Source organism: Komagataeibacter sucrofermentans DSM 15973 (assembly GCF_040581405.1).
Classification (GTDB): domain Bacteria; phylum Pseudomonadota; class Alphaproteobacteria; order Acetobacterales; family Acetobacteraceae; genus Komagataeibacter; species Komagataeibacter sucrofermentans.
The window spans coordinates 1873113-1895000 of sequence record NZ_CP137157.1 but is presented as its reverse complement, the minus strand read 5'-3'; the positions used below and the strand labels follow the sequence as shown (position 1 = coordinate 1895000).

Here is a 21888-nt window from a genome sequence, read left to right as displayed (position 1 = left end):
CGTAACTATAACGGTCCTAAGGTAGCGAAATTCCTTGTCGGGTAAGTTCCGACCTGCACGAATGGCGTAACGACTTCCCCGCTGTCTCCAGCATCGGCTCAGCGAAATTGAATTCCCCGTGAAGATGCGGGGTACCCGCGGTCAGACGGAAAGACCCTATGAACCTTTACTGCAGCTTTGCAGTGGCATCAGAGACATTCTGTGTAGGATAGGTGGGAGGCTTTGAAACCGGGGCGCCAGTTCCGGTGGAGCCATCCTTGAAATACCACCCTGACTGTTTCTGATGTCTAACCGAGGCCTGTTAGCCAGGTCCGGGACCCTGCATGGTGGGCAGTTTGACTGGGGCGGTCGCCTCCCAAAGTGTAACGGAGGCGCGCGATGGTGGGCTCAGGCCGGTCGGAAACCGGCTGTCGAGTGCAATGGCATAAGCCCGCCTGACTGTGAGAGTGACAGCTCGATCAGAGACGAAAGTCGGCCATAGTGATCCGGTGGTCCCGCGTGGAAGGGCCATCGCTCAACGGATAAAAGGTACTCTAGGGATAACAGGCTGATCTCCCCCAAGAGTCCACATCGACGGGGAGGTTTGGCACCTCGATGTCGGCTCATCACATCCTGGGGCTGGAGCAGGTCCCAAGGGTTCGGCTGTTCGCCGATTAAAGTGGTACGTGAGCTGGGTTTAGAACGTCGTGAGACAGTTCGGTCCCTATCTGCCGTGGGTGTTGGAGACTTGAGAGGATTTGTCCCTAGTACGAGAGGACCGGGATGAACATACCTCTGGTGCACCGGTTGTCGCGCCAGCGGCACAGCCGGGTAGCTAAGTGTGGACGGGATAACCGCTGAAAGCATCTAAGCGGGAAACCCACCTCAAAACAAGGTCTCCCCAAGGGCCGTGATAGACCATCACGTCAATAGGCCAGGTGTGGAAGCGCAGTAATGCGTGCAGCTGACTGGTCCTAATCGCCCAATAGGCTCATTCCATCGCCACAATCGTGGCAACACACATGCACAGCAGTCATCCACTCTCAATACATAGTCATACAAAAAACACCAACCCATCCACATCAAGTCCAACCCCATACGGGGAGACTCGATGACCTGGTGGCCATGGCGGGGAATGATCCACCCGATCCCATCCCGAACTCGGCCGTGAAAACCCCCAGCGCCCATGATACTGTGCCTTAAGGCACGGGAAAGTCGGTCGCCGCCAGGTCTTCCAGTCTCCCCCACAACCGCGGGGTGGAGCAGCCCGGTAGCTCGTCAGGCTCATAACCTGAAGGCCGCAGGTTCAAATCCTGCCCCCGCAACCAAAATTTATCCAATATAATCAGCATGTTAAGCCGTCCGCAAGGGCGGCTTTCTGCGTTTGGCACATACGCGCAGGATGCACATAGGATGCAGATGGGAGTGAAAGCGCAGCGTAGGTTGGGCTGATTTCACGTGTGCTTGAACCGCCAGAGCAAGGTCATTTGGACGGGAACAGATTCGCCGTCATGAACTCGATAAACACCCGGAGTTTCGGTGGGAGATAGGGGCTGGACGGCCACAGAAGACGGAAGACTCCTGAATGTGCGGTATGGTCGGATAGCACAGGAACGAGATGTCCGGTCCTGAGATGCTCGTGAAGCACGAAGTCCGGCAGGCTGACGATACCCAGCCCGGCTTCGGCCATGCTGATCAGTGGTTCCAGCGCCGAGGCAATAACGGTTGCCGGGGGTTCAATGGCCCCAGCCGGGCGATCCTGCCGCAGTGGCCATGCTTCCAGTTTTCCGGTTGTGGGATATCTGTGGCGCAGACAGACATGATGCACCAGATCAGCCGGTTCGATGGGTGTGCCATGGCGCTCCAGATAGATAGGACTGGCAACCAGCCGGTGATGGAATGTGCCGACGACACGGGTCATCAGGCGTGAGTCCGCAGCATCGCCAGTCCGGAGAACCACATCGAAGCCTTCGCCGATGACATCCACAAGGCGATCGGTGAAATCAAGATCGGGCTCGATTTCCGGATAGGTCCGGATAAAGGCGTTGACGGCAGGCATCAGCAGCATGCCCACCATGGGGAGGCTCACGCGCAGACGTCCCGATGGTGTGGCGTGTGTATCGGCCAGTTCCTGTTCGGCAGCCGCGACTTCCCCCAGGATCCGACGGCAGCGCGCCAGAAAGAGATGCCCTTCCTGAGTCAGCGTGATCGTTCGCGTGCTGCGATGAAACAGCCTGACGCCGAGACGCCCTTCAAGACGTGCAATGGCCTTGCCGACCGCAGAGGCGGACAGGCCCAGTTGCTGACCGGCGGCCGTGAAGCTGCGTGTTTCCGCAGCCTGTATGAAAATGGGAAGAGCGCCCAGACTGTCCATCGCATGATCCGGCCATTACGGACACATTCGTCCATTATGTATGGAACTATAGCCTGATTAATCCGGAGTGGGGACCATCTTATCGTGAGGGCAACGAGCGGCGGCAAAGCGACAGACAGCTTTGCGCCACGACATGCTTTGGGGTGGGTGATTCCATGACTTCAGAAACGATTGAATGCAATCTGTCCACATCGGGACGTCTGCCACTGGGAGGCCTCCTGGCTTTGGCCACGGCCGGGTTCATCACCATCCTGACCGAGGCTCTGCCGGCAGGCCTGCTGCCCCAGATGGGCAGGAGTCTGAACGTATCGGATGCGATGGTGGGGCAGCTTGTCACACTTTACGCAATCGGTTCCCTTGTCGCGGCCATCCCGCTGACCAGCGCCACGCAGGGCTGGCGACGGCGCAGGCTGCTGCTTCTGGCCATCGGTGGTTTTGCTGTCGTCAATACGATCACGGCCATCTCAACCAGTTATGTCCTTACCCTTGCCGCCCGTTTTCTGGCAGGGGTATCGGCCGGACTGCTGTGGGCGCTGCTGGCGGGCTACGCCAGCCGGATGGTGGCACCCGCTTTGCAGGGAAGGGCCATTGCTGTGGCAATGGTCGGGACACCTCTTGCCCTGTCGTTTGGCATCCCTCTTGGCACCCTCCTTGGAACGATGGTTGGTTGGCGTTACACTTTCGGTATCATGACTGCGCTGACGGTCGGTCTGCTGGGCTGGGTCGTGGCAGCGGTGCCGGATTTTCCGGGCCAAGGTCAGGGACGACGTCTGACGCTCAGGCATGTGTTCCTGATGCCGGGTGTGCGGACAATCCTGTCTGTCACGCTACTGTTCGTCCTGGCCCACAATATCCTCTATACATATATCGCGCCTTTCCTGCTGCAGGTCGGCATGGGCGGACAGGTAGATATGGTGCTGCTGGTATTCGGTCTTACCGCTCTGGTCGGCATCTGGCTGATCGGCGCCCTTATCGATCACTGGCTGCGAGTAATGGTCCTGGCCAGTATCGCTCTTTTCATGATTGCCGGTTGCATATTGGGTTTTGCAGGGACCAGTCCGATTGCAGTCTATGCGGGGACAGTTCTGTGGGGGCTGGCCTTTGGTGGCGCGGCCACGCTGTTCCAGACGGCGTCCGCGCGTGCAGCAGGCGAGGGGGCCGATATCGCCCAGTCTATGATCGTGACCGTATGGAACACGGCCATTGCCGGCGGCGGGATCGTCGGGGGTCTGCTACTCGACCATCTTGGCACGACCGTCATTCCGTGGGCAGCGACAGTTCTGCTGATTGGTGCCCTGTTGATCGTCATGGTGGAGTCAGGAAGCGGGTTTACACGCATGCCGCGCAATGGCTGACCTAACGCGCTTTATTTTCCCAGCGAGATTTGACCGGAAGTGATGCGCATTTTCTCCCTTCAGGAAATCTACAACAGCCCTGCGCCACATTAGGAATGGGTCGACCGGAAAGAGGGAAGACCCTCTGGCACCGTTGATCGTGCGGGATGCAGATGGCGAGGTCATTCAGGCGCAGGATACTGTCATCAGGAAAATCTGATGAGGCGCTGGAGGAGGCCGGCACTATGATGGACGGCGAGTGCAGTAAAGACGATGGCGTATCGCGTCGGTCCAGACCCGGGTATGCCATCCGACACATCGGGGAGGCTCTGGCATCATGAAATCTTATCTGTTTCCGATCCTGGGCAGTATCGAGGAACTGGTCCAGCAGGAGAGGCAGATGCCTACGCCTGCTTATGGGCAGGTTCTGGTCAGGATGCGCGCGGCCTCGCTGAATTATCGGGATCTGACCGTCGCCAGAGGACGGTTGCCCCGTGCCAAAACAGTCGATCTCGTGCCGCTTTCCGATGGTGCCGGAGAAGTCGTGGCCATTGGCGATGGTGTGACGCGACATGTGGTGGGCGATCGTGTCGCGGGCCTGTTCTTTCAGGACTGGGCCGGCGGTGCGCTATCAGAACGGATGGCGGCCTCGGCGCTTGGTGGTCCGGTTGATGGGGTCCTGACGGAATATCGCCTGTTTGATGAGGATGGCCTGATCGAGATTCCAGATCACCTGACTTTTCAGGAAGCGGCAACGCTGCCCTGTGCTGCCCTCACGGCCTGGCATGCGCTGTTTGGTGGCGCGCGCACGCTTCTCCCCGGTCAGCGCGTCCTTCTGCTTGGCTCGGGAGGCGTCTCACTCTTTGCGCTCCAGTTTGCCGTTCTGGCGGGCGCGCATGTGATCGCAACGTCCTCTGACGATGATAAACTCGTGCGGATGCGTGACATGGGGGCGCAGGAGACGCTCAATTATCGAGAACAGCCGGAATGGGGACGGATCATTGCTGAGCGTGGCGGCGTTGACCATGTCGTCGAAGTCGGGGGCGCAGGCACGTTGCCTCACTCGATGCAGGCCTGCCGGTTCGGGGGAGCCATTCACCTGATCGGTGTGCTGACAGGCGGCCAGATTGATCCTGCCAATATCATGCGGCGAAATCTGTTGCTCGAAGGGGTCAATGTTGGATCAGGTGAGATGTTTGCAGGGATGAACGCAGCTCTCAGGGCGCATCGTCTGCACCCGCTGATTGATCGCGTTTTTTCCTTCGATGAGGCGAGAGATGCGTATCATTATTTTGCGGGGACACGTGGCATGGGCAAGGTCGTGATCAACATATCATAAGTAAAAATAGGGTTGTTTTTATTACCGGCTGTCGCCCGCCGGACTGACACGCCTCCTATAGTCTGCGGGTGTCTGCCCCAAAAGCCGCGTGAAAATCTTGCGAAAAGCCCCACTGTCCTGATACCCGACCTCCCAGGCAATCTGGTCCAGCGGCAGGGTCGTGGCTTCCAGAAGGTCCCGGCCTTTCTCCACCCGCAGATGTTGCAGATAAGCGAGTGGCGTAAGAGAGGTCGCCTTGTGGAAACGACGCAGGAAAGTCCGTTCCTCCAGCCCTGACAGCCTTGTCATATCGGCGACTGTGGCGTCGCGGGCTGTTTCCGTACGCAGCCAGTGCTGGACCTTAAGGACAGTCCTGTCACCATGCGTCAGGTTTGGCGCGAAGTGCCGATACTGGCGTTGATCGTGCCGGGGCGGATCAATCAGCAGATAACGGGCCGTTTTCAGCATTGCGGCGGGACCGAGTAGTCTGTCAATCAGCCGCAGGCCCAGATCTGGCCAAGACATGATGCCGCCAACTGTCAGAATGTCACCATCATCTACCAGCAGGCGATCCGGATCAATCCTGATGGCCGGGAAGGCCTGCTGTAGTCTTGCGGCGGCACTCCAGTGCGTGGTGGCCGGTCTTCCGTCCAGAAGGCCCGTGGCAGCAAGGAGGAATGTTCCGGCACAGACGGCTGCCAGGATGCTACCGCCTTCATGACAAGTGCGAAGCCAGGTCAAAAGTTCTGGAACGGTTTCCGGGTTGGGTGGTCCGGTCAGGCTGGGTGGAATGATTACGACGGACGGTGCGTCGGGCAGAGAAGTGCTACCTTCTGCTCTGCCGAAACTGCCGCCTGAGAACCGATCCGGATCCATGGATAAAACCCGCAATACGGGAGCAGCCCTTTCCAGACGTTTGCGGCTCAGTTCGTCCGCGACAGCGAACAGGTCGACCAGCCCGTAAAGCGCGGCCTTCTGGGCGGAAGGGTAGGCGACAAGGATAATGTCCAGTGCAGGCTGACGGTTCATTTGTCAGATATGACCCTGTTTTTGTCATTTCTGCCAGTGGGGTCATGATCAGGATGGCGTTAGCGTCGTGTAAAATATGGTGCACGAGTGGGGAGAAGAGCCATGTCCGATCACACGCTGATCATCATTGATCTTCAGAACGATTATTTTCCCGGCGGACGGTGGCCGCTGGTGGGGATCGAAGAGGCTGCCGCCAACGCAGGACGTGTGCTTGCGCAGTTCCGGGAGACCGGAAGGCCGGTCATTCATATCCAGCATGAGTTTGAAAGCAGCGATGCGCCATTCTTTGTTCCGGGATCAGTTGGCGCGCAGATCAACGAACGGGTGTTACCGGAGAATGGAGAGCCGGTTGTGCTCAAACATCATCCCAATGCGTTCAGGGATACGGAGTTGAAGACGCTTCTGGATAGGCAGGGCATCAGGCAACTGACGGTTCTTGGCGCCATGAGTCATGTCTGCATCGACGCGACTGTCCGTGCTGCAGTCGATCTCGGATATGATGTGACCGTGGTACATGACGCGATCGCCACGCGTGATCTGGCGTTCAACGAGACAGCAGTTCCGGCAAAGCAGGTACATGTTGCCTATATGGCGGCATTGGCATTCGCCTATGCAAAAGTCATACCGACACGCGAGATAATCCATAGCTCGGAATAAGGTGTTATCCTCTAACAGAGATTCAGGGCTTTATATGAACATGACAATTGAAGCGTTATCGTGAAAATATTGGCTATTTCAGGCAGCGCACGACACAACTCGACAAATACCGCGATGCTGCGCGCCGTGTCGTTCATGGCGCCAGCGATATTTTCTATCTCAGTGTTTGATCAGGTGGGCGCGCTTCCGGTCTTCTCGCCGGATTTGGAAACGGATAAACTTCCACCACCGGTATGTGACTTCATGGACCAGGTCGCCGCGAGTGACGGCCTGATCGTGTCCAGCCCTGAATATGTACGGAGCATTCCTGGGGGACTGAAGAATGCCATTGACTGGCTTGTCTCCGGTAATCTTCTTACGACAAAACCGATTGCCCTGATGCATGCTTCGCATCGGGGAGACGACATGCTTGTCGATTTGCGCACTGTATTCGGCACGGTCAGCAGCAACTTCTCTTATGATGTTTTTCTCCGGTTCAGTCTCATGAACTTGACGCCCGATCAAATATCCGAAGTGCTGTCTGATCCTCAAAATCGTGAAAGGATTAAGGCGTTTCTGGATAGTTTCTCTCTGTCTATATCGGAAAGGGCAGGTGTTTTATGAGTATCGTTGAAACACCCGATTCGCCTTATTACTCTGTTATTTTTACATCAGTAAGGACAGAGACTTCCGGTGGGTATGATGAAACTGCTCTGAAAATGATAAGGCAGGCTGAAAGTCTGGATATGACTTCTTTAGTTCTGTTCTATAACCCTGCGAATATTCCAGAGCATGCGACGGCGTAGCAATCCGCTGACGGGACGGATCAGAAACCAGTAAGGCGTAAAGTATCGTCTGGCCTTGTCACTGAGGCAGAGAACACGTGTTTTGGTTATGAGGCGACACCTGCTCTTGCTGATGGGCGCGACAGTAAAGCCAAGAACCAGTTTACAGATATCTCCCTGTTTTGTGGCTCTGAAAGCATCGGGAGAGGGAAGGGAGCAAAGTCCATAATCAGCACGCCAGAATGCTCCCGCCAGACCATAGGCAAGTGTGTGTTCCGTACGGGCCAGAAGGGTAAAATCATCCAGATCCAATGGTGGGGCTGACAGGTGCTTTAACAATCGTCCTGGAAGTTCTCGGAGGGAAATAACGGAGCGTATAAGCGGGTCATCTTGAACCTGATAGTCTGCGATGGCATCAAGAATATCAGAAGGCTGACCCTGAATGGTTATCGTGTGACATTCGGAAAAATTGTAACGGGGGAGGAAATAATCAAAAACGTCTCTCAAGACCTCATCGTTGCCAAGTGATGGTGTGGACATTCCAGAGAGCCTTTATTCAGTAGAAATTGCGAGCTTTGGTAAATATGTGCTCATCGCCAGACACTCTGCCACATCGTATGCCTGCGGAAGACCGGTTCCCGATGTCCGCCACCACCCACAAGGGAATGGTAGAAGGGCTGTTGAACATGACTGACGCCACTGGCAGTTCATGGGTGGTGTCTTACTCATCGAGCGAACCGCTTCGATCAGAGAGGGCGCCAGATCGTCCACGTCTCGTCCATAAAAATGTTTGTCCCGTCTCCTTCTTCCTTCCCTAAAATATGGGGAGAATTTCAAGATCTAACAGGTTCTAGCAGCCTGTCGGGTTGGGCGTAGGTCAAGTAAAGTGGAACAGAAGCCAACTATGATGGGTTAGCCGTTTCCGTGGCCGATGATCGGTAGCCGAGGCTATTGTCAAGGACGCACGACATTGTAGGCGTGACGCTGGCATTTGGCTATGCAAAAATCGTTCTGATAGATGATATCGCTCACGCCTTTGAATGAAATATTATTTCTTTAGCATTCGGTTTCTCTGTTGGGTCATAAGAAAAGGTTATTTATGATGGTCGCCGTTATTAGAGAGTTCCCGGGCTTACTGCCCGGATTCCAGTGGCGTGACATTGATGTGGGTGGAATGCGTATTCGTACGGCAATAGGCGGGAAGGGCCCGCCTCTGCTCCTGCTGCACGGTCATCCCCAGATGCATCTGACCTGGCACAAGGTCGCACCAGCACTGGCGGAGCGCTTCACAGTTGTGGCCACGGATCTGCGGGGATACGGCGACAGTGAGAAACCTGACGGAGGCCCTGAGCACATCAACTATTCCAAACGGGCTATGGCTGCCGATCAGATAGGCGTCATGAAGGCGCTTGGTTTTGATCGGTTTCGGGTTATTGGGCATGACCGGGGCGGTCGTGTGGCACATCGTCTGGCACTCGATGCACCGCAGGCAGTCGAGAAACTGGTCGTAATCGATATTGCGCCGACTGCCACGATGTATGCCCGGACCGATATGGAGTTTGCGCGGCGTTATTTCTGGTGGTTTTTCCTGATCCAGCCCTATCCGTTGCCGGAAAAGCTGATCAGTGCTGATCCGGATTTCTTTCTGGAAAATCACATAGCGGGACAGATCAAGATACCGGATTCCGTTGATCCGCGCGTGATGGCCGAATACCGTCGCTGCTATGCTGATCCGGCAATGCGACATGCCGCATGTGAAGATTACCGTGCAGCGGCTGGCATTGATCTTGTCCATGACGCGGAGGATGACGACAGGCGCATTGAGGTGGTCCCGTCCGTTCGGACAGTTTTGCGGGCTTGATAAGCTATACCCGGTTGTTGTTATGCCGCCCTTCTGACGGCGTTGCTGTTGGCCCTCTGGTCCGGGGTTAACCCCGGACCAGAGGGCGTCGGCACGTTATGATACGCCTCATCGGGCGTTCGTCCAGCCAGCGCCGCATGCAGACGCCTTTCGTTATAATGGGCGATCCATCTGCCAAGCCCGGCCCTCAGTTCTGATCCGGTCTCGAACGCGTGCAGGTAGACGCATTCATATTTCAGCGACCGCCACAGACGCTCGATGAACACGTTATCCAGCCATCGCCCACGCCCGTCCATACTGATGCGGATCTGACGCTCTTCCAGTATCCCGGTGAAACGGGGTGTCGTAAATTGCGACCCCTGGTCAGTATTGAAAATGTCCGGGGCGCCATAGCGCATGAGGGCATCCTGTAGCGCCTCGATACAGAACGCCACGTCCATCGTGTTCGACAGACGCCAGGACAGGACCTTGCGCGTGAACCAGTCCATGATCGCCACAAGATAGAGAAATCCCCGTTTCATGGGAATATATGTGATATCGGAACACCAGACCTGGTCAGGCCGATTGATGACCAGATCCCGTAGCAGATATGGATATTTCCGATGTTCCGGATGGGGCACGGTCGTGCGCGGCTTCTGGTAGATCGCCCGCAGGCCCATGATCGCCATGAGCCGCCGGACCCGCTTGCGGCCCACTTCATGTCCCAGGCGGCGCAGATACCATGTCATCTGCCGTGAGCCATAATACGGCGTTTCCAGGAACTGGGCGTCGATCAGCCGCATCAGCTCCAGATTGGCCTCGCTCTGTGGCACAGGTCGATAGTAGACGCCCGACCGGTTGAGTTGCAGCAGCGTGCATTGCCGGATTATCGGCAGGCGCGCTCGCTTCGGGTCAATCATCTGCCGCCTCTGATCACGCCCAACCGAGCAGAGGCATCCCGCAAAAAATCCCGTTCCACCAGCAACTGGCCGATCTTGGCGTGCAGTTTCTCTACATCAGCAGGGCTGACTGAAGGTTCCGTTACTGACTTACCAGAAAAAAGGCTTGCCATGCCTTCGATCGCCTGGCGCTTCCATTGGGCGATCATCGTCTGATGCACGCCATGTTTCGACGCCAGTTCCGCCAGCGTCAGTTCGCCACGGATCGCCTCCAGGGCAACCCGTGATTTGAACTCCGCCGCATACCGTTTCCGCGTAACCTTGCCCATAAAACCCGTCCTCGTTCAGGTCAGATGATAGCTTATCGCCCTGTCCGAAAAATGGGGACCACTTCTGATTGGCTCGACCCCGTAATCGGCACGGTAGGCTTCAATAAACGCGATCATTTGCGAAACGGGCGGTCGAGCGCTACCTGAGCAAAATAAGCCGAAGCCTTCTTCAGGATCTCATTGGCCTGACGCAGTTCACGGACCTCACGCTCCAACGCCCTGATCCGTGCCGTCTCGGCCGAGGTCGGCCCCGGTTGCGCCCCAGCGTCCCGTCGGGCCTGCTTCCACCAGTCATGCAGGCTGTCGTCCGAGCAGCCAAGCTTGCCACCAATCTCGCGACAGGCCGCCGATAGGCTCGGGTAATCCGAGCGATGCTCGTCCAGAAGGCGCACGGCGCGCTCACGGAACTCAGGCGAATAACGTGATGTCTTCTTCTTCTCTACCATAAGGCTCATCCTCCGAGAGTTTTACTCTCCGGTAAACCCGGGGCAGTTCAGTTCACGGATCGCCTCCATAATGGTTCCATCCGGTTTTTCAGGGTGCTGACATACGCCCGCGAATGACTTTTACGGAAATATTGGCGGCTTCAAGAATATGCTGCTTTGTCAAACGCGCGACTTCTTCCGCATCGTGCCGGCGGCATGCCTGCATGATGGCTTCATGTTCGATATCCGTTGCTTCCTTGCGACCTGCAATTTCCAGGTGGCTGCGAATATACCGGTTGAGCCGTATATGCAGGTCATCAATCATTTCCAGCAGGCGCGGGCGCTGCGCTGCGGCATAGATCGCATTGTGAAAGGCCCGGTTCAGTTCACCCGAACGATGCCGGCCCGTGGCCTGCGCGGCCCCCTGCACGAAGGCATCATAGGCATCTTCTATCCGCGCAAGGTCAACGCGCGACATCCGGCTGACGGCATGCCGGGCCGCCATTTCTTCCAGCGAGGCACGAATTTCCGAATATTCTATAATGTCTTCTTCTGTCATGCCCGTCACCATGGCCCCCCGGTTGGGCATGAACATGACCAGCCCTTCGGCTTCCAGCTGCTTGAGCGCCTCCCGCACGGGAATGATGCTGGTACCGAAGCCCGTCGCCAGTTCTGACTGGGGCAGGGGCTGGTCTGCGGGTAATGCACCGGACAGGATGGCGTTGCGTAACGCCGTGCTGATCATGACCGAGGCTACGCCGCGTTTCTGCCCGTTGCCCGCATCGAAAATGGAAGATGGCAACATGGCGTTTCGGTCCTTTTCAGGGGATGAGGCGACAAATTCCGCACCAGCATAGCTGTTCAGGCGCAGGCGGTGCGACTTTATCGGTAGTCTACGGGCAGGGATAGAGAGTTGGCATATGAAACATATGCTGCGTGACCAGAATCCGTCGCATTGATCTGGCTGCGCTCGCGCGTTCCGGGTCACGCCGTGCTGCGCCGGATGTAGGGCGTATAATACGCTCACCCGGCGGGGCAGGGTCTGCCTTTCGTAGGCTTTCAGGCAGACAGTCAGGATGAAGGCTGGTGCAGCCGACCCATCATGACAGACAGGCCGGCACTGGTTTCAGTTCAGTGTCATCAGGCTGGCATTGCCACCCGCAGCCGTGGTGTTGATGCTGACGGACTGCTCCTCCAGCACGTATTCAGCACCGGGCAGGCCGTCGCCGGTCAGCCATGCGGAGATGATCGGGTGGTCTCCAGCCGACAGCGCCTGCCGGGCCGTGGAGAAGGCCGTATCATCCTTTTCGCTCAGGATTACAGCACAGGGTTCGTCCGTGGCGCTGTCTACCGACCTGACCCGGGCCTGCACGACAGCAGGCAATGTGGCGTACCATGTGCGCGGCACGGCATTGCCCAGCACAAGGGCCGTATTGCCCCCGGCCAGCACAAGCGAGATCTGGTCATACAGCGCCGCCTTGCCTGTTGCGATACAGAGCACATTGCCGCGGGCTGTCAGCTTATAGAGGTTTTCCTCCCCCACCGGGCCGGGCAGGGGCAGCGTGCCCCCGCTCAGCGGCCTGTCGCGCAGGGTCATGGCCGTGGCTGCCGCAGTCGTTTCTCCCTGTCCGCCCAGCCAGTCTGTCCATATGGTCATGGCCATCTGTGTCTGCCCCTGCACCAGCACAGGCAGGGCAGGCGCCTGTGCCAGCAGCCTGCGCAGCATGAGCGGGCCGCCCGCTTTTGGTCCCGTGCCTGACAGGCCGCGCCCGCCAAAAGGCTGCACGCCCACGACCGCCCCGATCGTATTGCGGTTTACATACAGATTGCCTGCCTCCACCCGTGACAGCACATGTTTCACCGTGGATTCAATGCGGGTATGCAGACCGAAGGTCAGGCCATATCCGGTTGCATTGATATCAGCCAGCAACTGATCGAGATTGCGGTGGGAATACCGCAAGACATGCAGGACCGGGCCAAACACTTCGCTGCCCATTTCCTGCACGTTCAGGATTTCGATCAGGGTAGGCGGCACAAAGCTGCCCTCTGCACAGGCCTGCGGCATGGGCAGGGTAAAGACTGGTGCTTTTTTCTGGCGGAAAGCGTCGATATGCCGGGTAATGACCTGTGCCGCCTGCGCCGTAATGACCGGACCGACATCGGTGGAAAGCAGGGCGGGATTGCCCATGTTCAGCTCCCGCATGGCGCCACGCAGCATGGTCAGGACATGATCGGCGCAGTCTTCCTGCACACATAGCAGCCGCAGGGCGGAGCAGCGCTGCCCTGCGCTGTCAAAGGCTGATGCCACGATATCCGCCACCACTTGCTCCGCCAGGGCAGAGGAATCAACAATCATGGCGTTCTGGCCGCCTGTTTCCGCAATCAGCGGTACAGGCTGGCCCGTCTGTGTGCGCCGTGTTGCAAGCTGGCGGTTGATGGTCTGCGCCACGGCAGTGGAACCGGTAAACATCACGCCCATAACCCGGTCATCACCCACCAGCGCCGCCCCGATATCGCCTTCACCGGTCAGCAGTTGCACGGCACCTGCCGGCACGCCGGCTTCATGCAATATCCCTACGGCCAGGGCTGCAACCAGCGGGGTTTCTTCCGCCGGTTTGGCGACAGCTACATTGCCTGCGGCCAGGGCTGCGGCAATCTGGCCTACAAAGATGGCCAGCGGAAAATTCCACGGGCTGATGCACGCCACCGTGCCCAGGGGCACATGGGTGGCGTTATCAAAATCCCGGCGAATGGTGGCGGCATAATAGCGAAGGAAGTCCACGGCCTCGCGTACTTCGGCAATGCCGTTTGGCAGGGATTTTCCTGCCTCGCGCGAGAGCAGGGCCAGCAGTTCGTCCTGACGGGATTCCAGCAGGCCGGATGCTGTTTCCAAAATGTCGGCACGGGTTGCGGGCGGGGTTGCGGCCCAGTCGGTGCAGGCGGCCTGTGCGGCGGTCATGGCCTGCCTGACAACCTCCGGTGTTGCCGGGATGACCGTTCCGACCTGATCGCGGCGGTCGGCAGGGTTGGTAACGGGCAAGGCCGCGCCCTCAGGCTGTGCGCCCATAACAAGGGATGTGGCTTTCCAGCTTTTCGGGGCTGCCTGCAATCCGGCCGTGAGTTCCGACAGGACCCGGTCATCGGCCAGATCCAGACCTGCGGAATTGCGGCGTTCTGTGCCAAACAGGTCGCAGGGGCTGCGTATTTCAGGGTGGGGGGCACCATAAGGGATAAAGCTGCGGGCCACGGCCAGCGGGTCTTGCACCAGATTTGCAACCGGAATGGATTCATCACCGATCTGGTTCACGAAGGAGGAGTTTGCTCCATTTTCCAGCAGGCGGCGTACCAGATAGGCCAGCAGGGTCTCATGCGTGCCAACCGGGGCATAGATACGGGTCGGGCGGTTGAGTTTGGTCGGGCCGACCACCTGCCGGTACAGAGGCTCACCCATGCCATGCAGACACTGGAATTCATACGAACCCACCTCAAACGGTTCACCAGCCAATGTGTAGATGGTGGCCAGCGTGCGGGCATTATGCGTGGCAAACTGCGGAAAGATCACATCACGCGCCGCCAGCAGCTTGCGCGCGCAGGCAATGTAGCTGATGTCGGTATGACATTTGCGCGTATAGACCGGAAAGTCGGCCAGCCCGTCGACCTGCGCTTTCTTGATCTCGCTATCCCAATAGGCCCCTTTGACAAGCCGGACCATCAGGCGCCGCTTGCTACGGTGGGCAAGGTCGATGATGTAATCCAGCACGTACGGGCAACGCTTGCCGTAGGCCTGCACAACAAAGCCAATCCCGTTCCAGCCTTCCAGGCCGGGCGTGTGGCACAGTGCTTCGAGCAAGTCGAGCGACAGGTCGAGCCGTTCGCTTTCTTCGGCATCGATATTGATACCGATATTGTAACCGCGCGCCAGCAGGGTCAGTTCCTGCACCACGGGCAGCAGCTCGGTCATGACCCGTTCACTCTGGGCGCGGGCATAACGGGGGTGCAGGGCCGAAAGTTTTATGGAAATGCCCGGGCGTTCATACACGCTGGCACCCCGCGCGCTGCGGCCAATGGCATGAATGGCGTCAAGGTAATCCTGCCGGTAGCGGTTGGCATCCTGTGCGGTAAAGGCTGCCTCGCCCAGCATGTCGTAGGAATAGGAAAAACCCACATCTTCCAGCCGTGCGCTGTTCTTGCGGGCCTGCCCTATGCTCTCGCCCAGCACGAACTGCTCGCCCATCATCCGCATGGCGGCGTCAACCGCCTTGCGGATGACTGGTCTGGCGCCCCGGGCCACAAAGCCCAGCAGGGCGGATTTCAGGGTTTTTTCATCATGCCGGGCCACGACTTCACCCGTAAGCGCCAGCCCCCAGGCCGCGGCATTGGCAAACAGTGGCCGGTCGCGTGACACATGCGCCAGCCAGTCGCCATCGCCGATCTTGTCCTCAATCAGCGCATCGCGCGTCGCCCTGTCAGGAATGCGCAGCAATGCTTCGGCCAGACACATCAGCGCCACGCCCTCGGCTGAGGAAAGGGCGAATTCCTGCACCAGTGTTTCCACAAGGCCGGGATGGCGTGCGGCCCGCAGGCTTTCTGTCAGGCGCGTTGCCAGTGCTTGTGTCTGCGCGCTTTCCACCGTGTTCAGGGTTGCGGCAGGGGTCAGTGCCTCGACACACAAGGCTTCGGATTTGCGGATCGCTTTCACAATGGCCTGACGCAGGGGGGAACGGGACGAAAACGCGGGGGCGAACGTGTCATGAACTGACATGAATTTCTGTTCCGGTATGTGAAAGGTTGCCTCTCTGGCGCATGGCACAGAAGGTTCTGGCTTCAGAATGATATACCCATCGCATTATAATATATGATTCGCAATATAATATATGAAATAGGCCAGCATCTCTGGGCAGGATAAGCTGCGCAAAGATAATTATCCGTTTTATGAATATGTAAGGAATATTTATAAGTGTAGTGTGGTGCACTGTCAGAACGCGGATCAATGACAGGTTCCACGATACGGAGGGATCTATCGCCTCATATCTGAAAAAAGCACCAAACCGAGATCCGGATCAGCATGACCATGACACAAGGGTATGGTGCGACCTTCATTGGCACGCAGATGCGTTGCGGAAACCTGCAACAGGAGCGGGTACATGTCATGACCCGACCAGCCATTCAGTGGCGTTGGCCGGGTCATGATGGGCGGCATGATGCCGCAGGCCCGCCTCAGGTAAGGCCAGGCCCTTTACTGGCGGGCGCTGGCACGATGATGGCGTTCGCTATCGCAGCGCTATCAGAAGTCCGCCTTGATGGCGCCAAACGCCATACGCGGTGTTCCAATCAGCATGGACTGGTCAGTGTAGGCGGAAGAGCCAGTCATCGGGTTGCCGTTCTCGCCCATGGTGGCGATATAGCGGGTATTGGTCAGGTTGGTCAGGTTGAACGACAGCGTCAGCCCACGCAGGAACCCACCAAGGCGCGGGCCGGTATCCGTGGTTTTCTTGACATGCCACTGCAGGCCAAGGTTGGACAGCCAGTAACCCGGCACACGGTAATCCCCGTCATAGGAGTAATTACGCTGGCCGACGTAGTTCCCGTCAATATAGAAGCTGAGCGCCCGCCAGTCATACGCAAGCCGGGCCTTATACATGAAGCGCGGATAGTTGACGACCTGCTGCCCGCGGGTCAGGTGCGTGCCGTCTGAATCCGTCATGTTATTGTCATAGACAGCATGGTTGTAGCTGATGCTGTTGGTGATCGCGAGGTTGCGCAGTGGCGTGATGGTCAGGGCCGCATCCACGCCGTTCATGGTCACCCCGCCCACATTGGACACGGAGGACACAGGGTTGACAGCCGGGCCGGACGAAATCTGCTGCAGGCGATTATTGAAGTTGGTGCGATAGGCGTAAACCGAAGCGTTCAGCAGTTTGTCATGATAACGATAGCCGATGGCATAGGTCCATGCCGTCTCGGGCCGGATGCTGTTGCGCGAATTGTTATAGGCATCCTGCGTAACGGCAAAAGGCGAGTTTGAAAGCTTGAAGCCTGATTGAGCATAAGTATGGACGTTCTCTGAAATATCGATGAACAGTTCATGATGTTTAAGGAATGTCCAGTCTACGCCGATATGCGGCAGAAAAGGCTTGGCGACTGTCTGGCTCTCGCCGCTGGTGATGTTGCCAATATTGCCATAGTAGCTCTGGTTAAGGTAACCATCACCCACCCGTGTCGTATTAAGCACTGATTTGAAACCGAAATGCAGGGCCAGGTTACGGATCGGGCGATAGGTATCCTGCACGAAGGCCGTAAAGGTGTTGGTGTTGTAATTCTGGTTAAAGATCTCGGCAAACGGATTCTTGAAATGCCCCAGCGGGTTAAGCGGGCTGCCCTGTATCACGCCGTTTACGACATTGGGCTCGGCATACTGATACATGGGAGACTGGTAATCGTTGTTTTCATACCATACGCCGCCGCCAATATGGTTATGTGCCACATCGTATGTGACCTGCGAGATCACGCCAAACCGACGGATGGAGGGCTGCTTGACCAGTTCGCTCAGCGGCGAGCCATTGGGGGAGCCAACATAGGGAGTGGTGAAGGTTGTCTGCTGTGATTCACCATGACCATATGCCGTCGTGGTCCAGCGCACGCTGTTGGTCAGCGCCAGATCGGCCTTGAGGTAACCGATGATGTCATTTTCATTGGTGGCACCTTCATAATAGGAGGCATCGGTCGGGTCACTCAGCTTGTTGTAGCCCGCGGGGTAGCCGCCGCTTTTCCCCTTTGTCTGGGTAGCCAGGGCTGCGTTGTATGCCGTCAGGTAACCGCTTGCGCGACCGTTGTAAAAGTCATCGGAGTTGGGGCCGAGATGGTCGATGATATCAGGCGACATGTCCTGATATTCCAGCTCATGCAGGTCACTCCAGTCAAAATAGGCTGAAACGGAACTGCTCTGCCCGATGGGCTGCACCAGCTTGGCATTGACCTGCTGGTAGAACTGCTCGCCATAGCCTTTCCACCGCTGCTGGTCATTGCGCATGTAAGAGGCATAGAACCGCGTGCCGGTCTTGTTCAGGTCGCCGCTGTCAACGCGTGCGTAGGTATGGAAGGTATCAAAGCTGCCGAAGCCCTGATTGATGCTTCCGCCGAGCTTGTGCTTGGGGTCGCTGCTGGTATAGGCCAGCGAGCCGCCAAGGTTGTTGGTTGCCGCTACACTTTCCGCACCGGCGGACTGCGATACATCAATGCCCTGCACATTTTCCGATGAGACGGCAAGCACCGGGTTCAGGCCGTTATAGTTGCGGTAGCTCATCTCACCGAGCGGCATGCCATCCAGCGTCATGCCGATTTCCTGCTGCTGGAAACCATGCATGAAGAACTGCGAACTATAGGTGCTGACACCCTGCGCATCGGCTGACTGAAAGTTGACGCCGGCCATGGTGTTGAGGGCCGCCATGGGGTTGGTGCCTGGGGGTGCTGCTTCCATTATTTTCTTGCTGACCAGCATATGTGCGCCGCGCACGGTACGATGGGCCGATACGGCAAGGCTCTCGTTTGCATGCGACCGGACAGGCCCGGTATCACGCGGCCTGGCTGGCTGCGCTGCGTGCATGGTATGGCCTGCCACCACTTTTCCAACAGGCTTGACCGCACGGCCGACCGTTGCGGCGCGGCTCTGGTGTAACGACAGACCGGACAGGACCGTTGTCATCAGAAGCAGCCTGGACAGAAACACGCGGTTGTTCATTTGTCGTTATTCCCTGTGGGTAAATGGACCACTTTCGGCATTGGGTACGCAGGTAAGACAGAGAAGATGGGGTATTTTAAGTATAACTATAGGAATAGAACGCGGGTTTTACTTAATTCCTTAGTAAAATTAAATAAACTTATGTTCTTCAATAAATACAAAATCCAATTTTAAAATGGCATATTTCATAGCATATCCAAAACGTTTTTTCGGTATAAGATCATTATGAAATGGAATGATCTCCGTGCCTTTATCCTTGTGCCGGGAGGAGGCGGGCCTACTGCCACGCAAGGAGTCATGACGGCCGCGCTGCGCTAAGGCCGCCTGAGCCGACTGACACTGACCAGAACGCCCAGCCATGCCGAGAGCACGCCAAACACAAGGCAGAGGTGACCACCCCGTTCGGTTGCATAAGCCTGCATGACATAGGCCACGCACGCAGCGCCAACCGATTGCCCCATGATCCTGCCCACCGAAATCATGGCGCTGGCACTTGCGGAGCGATGCAGCGGGGCCGCCACCATCATGGCCTTATTATTGGGCGAGACAAAAAAGGAAAAACCAACCCCTGCCATAAGGAACAGGGCACAGAGCGCCGGGTCGGCCGTATTGCATGGCAGAAAATACAGGCACAGAAACCCCGCGCCCACCAGCGCCAGCCCGAAGGATGAAAGTAGCCCTGCCTGCACCCGATCCGCTGCACGCGCCACGAGCGGGCCACCCATAACCATGCCCAGTGGCCAGAAAGTAATGAGCAGGCCACTATGAATGACAGTGCGATGGAAATAGGTGGTCAGGGTAAACGGGATTGAAACCATGAAGAAATTGGCCGTGATGTACCCAATAAAACACACCATGAAAGCTGCCAGGAAATCACGGGAGCATAAGAGGTCAACCGGCAGCACGGGCGCTTCACTGCCGCGCTCACGGCGGATGAGCACCGTGGCGCAGGCCCCCATCACCACGGCCGCGAGACCCGCGAGGGCGGCATGCCCGCCATGGGCCAGCATATCAAACGACAGCAGCGGTGCGCCCAGGCAGCACGCGGTCAGCACAAGCGGCAGGCCATCAACCCGCGCACGGCTGACAATCCTGAGCGGCACATAACGGAAAAGCGGAAACAGCAGTAAAAGCGCATAGGGAATATTGAACAGGAAAAGCCACCGCCAGTTGGCCAGATAGAGAATGGCGGAAGACACCCCCGGGCTGACAGCAAAACCAAAGGCGATGACCAGCGCATTGATGGCCAGCCCCTGTCCCAGCCTGGCATGGGGATAGATCTGCCGCACCAGCGCGGAACTGACCGACATGATGCAGCTCCCTCCAACCCCCTGTATCAGCCGCCCGGCCACCAGCACGGGAAACGTGTGCGCCATTGCGCACAGGAGAGATCCCGCAATGATGATCAGCAGTCCCGCGACACACAGCCGCTTTGCCCCCAGCCGGTCCGATAGCCGGGCGACAGGCAGCAGCAGCATGGCGTTGGAAAGCTGGTAGGCATTGACCACCCAGACCGACAGCGATGCCGGAATGGCCAGTTCCGCCGAGATCTGGGGCAGCGCGATATTGGCAATGGCGTAGTCAAGGACCGACAGAAACACGGCGCAGAAAACGGGGATGATCTGCAGGTAGGAGATGGCGCGGTTTTCTTCTGCCATGGTGGCTCTCGGGGCGTTCGGGGGCTGCATCCGCTCAGGGCTGCGCCAGTTGCGCGCAGGCGGACTGAATGCGGGCCATGGCAGTCTGCAGGTTCTCGGCGGAGGCGGCATAGGAAATACGGAAATACCCCTCCGTGCCGAAACAGGAGCCGGGAACAACCGCAACATCATGCGCCATCAGGTAGGCCATGAAGTCACTGTCACTGGCAATGACCTGCCCGTGCGGCGTGCGCCTGCCAATCAGGTCCCTGCAGCTTGCAAAGGCATAGAAGGCGCCCTTTGGCCGCAGGCAGTGAATGCCGTCTATGGCATTAAGGCTGTCAACCACCAGGTCACGGCGCTGGCTGAAGGCCTGCACGCATGTGCGCACGCTGTCCTGCGGGCCGGTCAGCGCCTCGACCGTTGCGGCCTGGCTTATGGAGCACGGGCACGAGGTGGTCTGGCTCTGCACAACCAGCATGGCATCGATCATGGCCCGTGGCCCCGCCGCGAAACCGATGCGCCAGCCCGTCATGGCGTAAGCCTTGGAAACACCGTTGACCAGCAGCACCTGCCCCCGCAGATCCGGAGCCACCTGCAGGATGTTCCGGGGCACAAAGCCGTCATAGGCAATATGCTCATATATATCGTCAGACAGGACATTCACCGCCGGGTTGCGGCGCAGGATCGCGGCCAGTTCCCCCAATGCGGCCTCGGTATAGGCGGAGCCGGTGGGATTTGAGGGAGAGTTTAGGAACAGCCAGCGCGTGCGGGGTGTAATATGGCGCTCGAGTTGCGCGGGCGTGAGACAGAAACCGTTTTCCTCCTGCGTGGGAATGCACACCGGCACGCCACCGCAGAAACGGATGATATCAATATAGCTGGTCCAGTAAGGGGCGGGAACCAGCACTTCATCGCCTTCATCAAGGGTCGCGGCCATGGCGTTGTAGATGACCTGCTTGGCGCCAGTTGCGCCCATGATTTCGGCCAGGTCGAATGTCAGCCCGTTTTCATGCTGGTATTTATGGCGGATGGCCTCGCGGAACCGTGGCGTGCCGCCCAGTGCGGTGTATCCGGTCTCGCCGCGGGCGATGGCCTGGCATGCGGCTTCCTTTATGTTGTCTGGCGTATCGAAGTCCGGCTCCCCCGCGCCCAGAATGATCATGGGGCGGCCTGCTGCCCGCATGGCAACTGCCCTTTGCGTGATCGTAAGGATTTCAGAAACGCCAATATGTGACAGTCTGTCCGCTTTCTTCAGCTCTTCTGATAACATTACCGCCATTCCCGTATGTCTGTAGTCATCCCGACAGGGCTCATCGAACCGTTGCGGGTTCGGATTATTTCGGGGAGCTTTCGGTGTTTTCCGTGGGGGGTCAATCATTATAAATCACTGACTTCATGACATAACGGAATAATAACAAGATGCCCTGGCGCACGACCACGCAGGCAAAACCCTGATCGGGCAGGGGGTTGGGTCATTCCGTTTCATCATGAGTGCATAATGCAATAACGTTTTGCCTTTTAAAGGAATCAAGAAACAATACCCCCCAGGCAAGGCTCTCTCC

At 57.6% G+C, this 21888-nt stretch carries 14 protein-coding genes, 1 tRNA gene, 2 rRNA genes, 1 pseudogene and 1 other annotated feature (1 of these 19 cut by a window edge); of the genes and pseudogenes, 8 read left to right on the top strand and 10 right to left on the bottom strand.

Annotation, left to right across the window (positions count from 1 at the left end; genetic code table 11):
- The 3 genes from R5N89_RS09080 to R5N89_RS09070 all read left to right on the top strand — a co-directional run.
- Positions 1-978 (top strand): 23S ribosomal RNA (locus R5N89_RS09080) (it extends 1763 nt beyond the left edge of the window).
- A gap of 116 nt (positions 979-1094) precedes the next feature.
- A 5S ribosomal RNA gene (gene rrf / locus R5N89_RS09075) occupies positions 1095-1210 on the top strand.
- 20 nt (positions 1211-1230) lie between these two features.
- Positions 1231-1307, top strand: a tRNA-Met gene (locus tag R5N89_RS09070).
- 155 nt (positions 1308-1462) lie between these two features.
- Here the strand turns inward: R5N89_RS09070 and R5N89_RS09065 are convergent.
- Positions 1463-2353: a LysR family transcriptional regulator gene (locus R5N89_RS09065; RefSeq protein WP_110570236.1), complete on the bottom strand. Its 891-nt coding sequence runs from the start codon at positions 2351-2353 to the stop codon at positions 1463-1465.
- Positions 2354-2508: 155 nt separating this feature from the next.
- Between R5N89_RS09065 and R5N89_RS09060 the strand changes: the two genes are divergently transcribed.
- Positions 2509-3708 (top strand): MFS transporter, encoded by a 1200-nt coding sequence (locus R5N89_RS09060; RefSeq protein ID WP_110570235.1) that lies wholly within the window; start codon positions 2509-2511, stop codon positions 3706-3708.
- 316 nt (positions 3709-4024) lie between these two features.
- Positions 4025-5026 (top strand): NAD(P)-dependent alcohol dehydrogenase, encoded by a 1002-nt coding sequence (locus R5N89_RS09055; RefSeq protein ID WP_110570234.1) that lies wholly within the window; start codon positions 4025-4027, stop codon positions 5024-5026.
- A gap of 21 nt (positions 5027-5047) precedes the next feature.
- On the opposite strand, the gene R5N89_RS09050 is transcribed toward R5N89_RS09055, so the two are convergent.
- Positions 5048-6034, bottom strand: a complete 987-nt coding sequence (locus R5N89_RS09050) for a GlxA family transcriptional regulator (RefSeq protein ID WP_110570233.1) — start codon at positions 6032-6034, stop codon at positions 5048-5050.
- Between the two features lie 102 nt (positions 6035-6136).
- Between R5N89_RS09050 and R5N89_RS09045 the strand changes: the two genes are divergently transcribed.
- Both R5N89_RS09045 and R5N89_RS09040 read left to right on the top strand, forming a co-directional pair.
- The gene (locus R5N89_RS09045) at positions 6137-6691 is read left to right on the top strand and encodes a cysteine hydrolase family protein (protein WP_110570238.1); all 555 of its coding nucleotides are present in this window, start codon (positions 6137-6139) and stop codon (positions 6689-6691) included.
- A 60-nt stretch (positions 6692-6751) separates the two neighbouring features.
- Positions 6752-7294, top strand: coding sequence for an NADPH-dependent FMN reductase (locus tag R5N89_RS09040; RefSeq protein WP_110570232.1), 543 nt, complete (start codon positions 6752-6754; stop codon positions 7292-7294).
- Positions 7295-7425: 131 nt separating this feature from the next.
- On the opposite strand, the gene R5N89_RS09035 is transcribed toward R5N89_RS09040, so the two are convergent.
- Complete coding sequence (locus tag R5N89_RS09035; RefSeq protein WP_208624744.1) at positions 7426-7995, bottom strand: hypothetical protein; 570 nt, start codon at positions 7993-7995, stop codon at positions 7426-7428.
- A gap of 559 nt (positions 7996-8554) precedes the next feature.
- Here R5N89_RS09035 and R5N89_RS09030 point away from each other — a divergent pair.
- Complete coding sequence (locus R5N89_RS09030; protein ID WP_373320410.1) at positions 8555-9316, top strand: alpha/beta fold hydrolase; 762 nt, start codon at positions 8555-8557, stop codon at positions 9314-9316.
- A gap of 20 nt (positions 9317-9336) precedes the next feature.
- Here the strand turns inward: R5N89_RS09030 and R5N89_RS09025 are convergent.
- The 7 genes and pseudogenes from R5N89_RS09025 to R5N89_RS08995 form a co-directional block, all read right to left on the bottom strand.
- Positions 9337-10523 (bottom strand): IS3 family transposase gene (locus R5N89_RS09025; protein ID WP_110570281.1). Its coding sequence is split into 2 segments (ribosomal slippage): positions 9337-10253 and positions 10253-10523, totalling 1188 coding nucleotides; the frame shifts between segments, so codons are not numbered across the junction.
- Positions 10524-10575: 52 nt separating this feature from the next.
- Positions 10576-10682, bottom strand: a sequence feature (AL1L pseudoknot).
- Positions 10590-10969, bottom strand: a pseudogene (locus R5N89_RS09020) (transposase); the annotation flags it as partial. Its footprint overlaps the feature before it by 93 nt.
- Before the next feature lie 88 nt (positions 10970-11057).
- Positions 11058-11753, bottom strand: a complete 696-nt coding sequence (locus tag R5N89_RS09015; RefSeq protein WP_110567400.1) for a GntR family transcriptional regulator — start codon at positions 11751-11753, stop codon at positions 11058-11060.
- A 321-nt stretch (positions 11754-12074) separates the two neighbouring features.
- Entirely contained in the window at positions 12075-15710 is a 3636-nt protein-coding gene (putA, locus tag R5N89_RS09010) for a bifunctional proline dehydrogenase/L-glutamate gamma-semialdehyde dehydrogenase PutA (protein ID WP_110567402.1), read from the bottom strand.
- A 522-nt stretch (positions 15711-16232) separates the two neighbouring features.
- The gene (locus R5N89_RS09005; RefSeq protein ID WP_244192063.1) at positions 16233-18650 is read right to left on the bottom strand and encodes a TonB-dependent receptor; all 2418 of its coding nucleotides are present in this window, start codon (positions 18648-18650) and stop codon (positions 16233-16235) included.
- A gap of 350 nt (positions 18651-19000) precedes the next feature.
- Positions 19001-20344: an MFS transporter gene (locus R5N89_RS09000; protein WP_167400821.1), complete on the bottom strand. Its 1344-nt coding sequence runs from the start codon at positions 20342-20344 to the stop codon at positions 19001-19003.
- Positions 20345-20378: 34 nt separating this feature from the next.
- Complete coding sequence (locus R5N89_RS08995) at positions 20379-21509, bottom strand: pyridoxal phosphate-dependent aminotransferase (RefSeq protein ID WP_306345102.1); 1131 nt, start codon at positions 21507-21509, stop codon at positions 20379-20381.
- Positions 21510-21888: the final 379 nt, after the last annotated feature.